The sequence below is a fragment of the Frankia sp. AgKG'84/4 genome (genome assembly GCF_023242965.2).
GTDB lineage: Bacteria > Actinomycetota > Actinomycetes > Frankiales > Frankiaceae > Frankia.
Genome location: NZ_JALKFU020000585.1, coordinates 1 through 3,266, shown reverse-complemented (window position 1 = coordinate 3,266; position 3,266 = coordinate 1). Strand labels below are relative to the sequence as shown.

The following is a 3,266-nucleotide window of genomic DNA, read 5'->3' as shown; positions in this document are numbered from 1 at the left end:
GCCGAGGGCCCGACCGCCTGAGCGTTCATCTCCGCACCAGCTTCCGCCGCCGCCCCGCCCGGCAGGGGCGGGTTTTCCTTTCGCCGCAACGGTACCGGTAGTCCGGCATGGGACAGGGCGGCCGAGGGCACCCGAGGTCGTCCCGAAGGGCACGTGCGGACCCCCTCGCGCGGCGGTTGTCCGCCGCCCCCGGCACCCGGTGGGCACCCGGTGGCCGCATTGGCTCGCCGGCTAGGAGCCGCCCCGGCCCGCGAGCAGGTCGTCGAGTTCCTCTCGGGTCGGCATGGCCGGCCCGGCGCCGAAGCGCTGCACCGCCAGGGAGGCTGCGAGGCTGGCATGGAACAACGCCGTCGCCGTCGGCAGGCCGGCGGCCAGACCGGCGCCGAGGGCGCCGCAGAAACAGTCGCCGGCGCCGGTGGTGTCCACGACGGGCACGTGGCGTGCGGCGAGGGTGAGGACCGCGCCGTCGACGCGCGCGCAGACACCGGCCGCGCCGAGCGTGACCACGATGTTCTCGGTGGGCCCGGCGCCGTCGGCGAGCAGGCCGCGGACTGTGGCGACGGTCTCGCCCGCGCCGCGACCGAGGGCCGCGGCGGCGGCCGGCACGAGGTCGGCGAGTTCGTGTTCGTTGACGAGCAGCACGTCTACGGCACTGAGCAGGTCGGGCGGCGTCGGCCGGCTCGGGGCGGCGTTGAGGATCGTGCGGGCGCCGGCGGCGCGGGCCCAGGCCAGCACGTCCGCGTTGACCCGGGTCGGGATCTCGTTCTGCAGCAGCACGACGTCGTCCGCGGTCAGGCCGAGTCGGTCCAGGCCGTCGGCGCAGACGCCCGCGTTGGCTCCCGGCACGACGGCGATCACGTTCTCGCCGACGCCGTCCACCATCATGACGGCGGTGCCGGTGGGCGCGTCGAACTCCGCCAGCCCGGAGACGTCCACCGCCTCGGCACGAAGGAAGTCCCGCAGCGCGGCGCCGAACCCGTCCGCGCCGACCGCGCCGATCATGATCGTGTGGGCGCCCAGCCGGCTGGCCGCGACGGCCTGGTTGGCGCCTTTGCCGCCCGGGACGAACGCCACCGCGGAGCCGGCCACCGTCTCGCCCGGACGGGGGAGGCGGTCGACCCGGGTGGTCACGTCCACGTTGGTCGAGCCGACGACGACGACCCGTCCCATCCACGCCTCCCCGTGCCCCGGACCGGCGCGGCCGGCGGTCGGTGGCCCAATCGTGGCAGAGATGGCCCGGTTCGGCCTGCCGGAGTGGGGGGTCAGGGGGCGGCGCGGGACATCGTCCGCGCGGCGCGGGTGGCTCGTTTCGCCTCGTACATGGCGGAGTCCGCGTGGCGGAAGATCGCTTCGGGGCTCAGCTCCTCGGCGCGCCGGTCGTCGCGCTTCCCGCGGACCGAGCGGGACGAGGCCATGCCCACGGTGGCCCGCACGACGATGCTGCGTCCCGCCACGGTCACCGGGGTGGCGATCGCGGTGCGTATCAGCCGGGAGGCCTCCCGCAGCTCGTCGGCGTCGACGTCGGGGAGCACCACGACGAACTCGTCGCCGCCGAGCCGGAACACGCGCCCGGTCAGGCCCGCTCTCGGTGCGCTCGGTGCGCTCGTGGGTTCTGCCAGCGAACGCGGCGGGAAGTCGGGAACGGCCGCGGCCAGCCGGGCACCGATGGTCCGCAGCACGTCGTCACCCGCCTGATGACCGAAGGTGTCGTTCACCGGCTTGAAGTCGTCCAGGTCGATGAGCAGGATCGTGAACGGCGTCCGGGCGGCGGCGAGCCGTTCGAGCCGGTCGTCGAGAGCGAGCCGGTTCGGCAGGCCGGTCAGGGGATCGCGGGCCGCCCGCTGCCACAGGGCCTCCTGTAGCTGTCGTCGCTGCCCGACCTCGTGACAGGTCAGCAGCAGCTGGTCGCGGCCGGGATGGCGGCGTCGGCGCGGGGTCTGGGAACAGCCCGCCGCGATGTCGAACCACAGGTAGCGGCCGTCCGCCGCCCGCAGGCGCACCTCCAGCAGGGAACCCTGCCCGCCCTGCCGGCGCCGTTCGAGGAGGAACAGCCGCAGCCGGTCCTGGTCCTCGGGGTGGATCAGCTCCAGCAGCGGTTCGCCGATCCTGGCGGCGGCCTGATGGTGCAGCAGTTTCTCGATCGCGGAGGTGATGAATGTCGGGCAGTCGGCCGTGTCCAGGCAGATGATGATGTCGTGGCACTCGTGCAGCAGGATGTCCAGCCAGATCCGCCCGCGGCGGATCATCTGGTCGGTAGGCAGGACGATCCACAGCACCCCGGCGGCGGCCACGAGCACGGTGGCCGCCAGGAGCAGATCACTGAGCGGATGGTTCACCGGTCCCGGCGCGGTCAGCCGGCGGTCCCGCTGCAGGACCAGGTAGGCCGGCGTCGACGTTCGCAGCGCCGCCACGGTCGCGACGGACCCGCCGGGGATCGTGGTCTGCCGGCTGCCTTCCCGGCGGACCGCGGCGAGCTCGTCGCGGCCGACCAGTGGCCTGCCGATCATGGCGGGGTCGGTCGCCATCGCGACCCGGCCCTCCCCGTCGACGATCGTGAGGCCGAAGCCGAGAGAGGGACGGACGGCGGGCGAACCCACGCCGAGCGCGGTCTTGACCGCGCGAGCCAGCTCGTTGATGGGAGCGTCGGTGAGCGTCTGGCGCAGCATGAGGAAGGCCGCGGGGCGGCCGGCCCGGCTGATCGGTAGGACGGCCAGCAGCTCGATGCTGTCCGAGCTGTCCCCGGTGATGATCTTCAGGCCGCCCTTGCGGGCCCAAGCCCACACCGGGCTGTTCGGCGGGATGGGCGCGGCCTGGTCCCGCGGGCGGGACACCAACGGCCTACCGTTGACGTCGACCAGGGTGACCAGCGAGTTCGCCTCCGTGAGATCCGGGCTCAGCCGGGACGCGAGCAGCCGACCGTCGGCCGTGTGATCCGTCAGCGACCAGGGCAGCTTGGCGAGTGGCTCCAGCAGATCGGCGGACTGGCTCCATCGGACGGCGTTGTCCGCGAGCCGGTTGGCGATGGCGACGCCGCGGATGGGTCCGGGGTCGGTGGATCGCGGGTTGCCCTCCTGGAGGCCGACGGAGATGACGGCGACGGTCGGGATGAGCGCGCCGATTATCAGGAAGGGGACGGCCCGGAGCAGCCAGGCGCGGACGGCCAACCGCCCATGCCGTGACCAGCACCGTCGCGCTTGGGCGAACGACCCTCGAAGCGCGTTCGTCCCCGCCGCACGGCCTCGGCCGGGGGGGGGGGGGCCCGGGGG

2 protein-coding genes are annotated in these 3,266 nt (G+C 74.1%); both read right to left on the bottom strand.

Going from position 1 to position 3,266, the window contains the following annotated elements; all coding sequences use genetic code 11:
• Nucleotides 1–231: 231 nt before the first annotated feature.
• Entirely contained in the window at nucleotides 232–1,170 is a 939-nt protein-coding gene (locus tag MXD58_RS23570) for a ribokinase (protein WP_248838790.1), read from the bottom strand.
• 92 nt (nucleotides 1,171–1,262) lie between these two features.
• On the bottom strand, nucleotides 1,263–3,266 hold a 2,004-nt coding region (locus MXD58_RS23565; RefSeq protein WP_250609939.1), incomplete at its 5' end, for a GGDEF domain-containing protein.

Coding starts and splice junctions, on each gene's coding strand:
- MXD58_RS23570 (WP_248838790.1), bottom strand. CDS start 1,170: ATGGGACGGGTCGTCGTCGTCGGCTCGACCAACGTGGACGTGACCACC.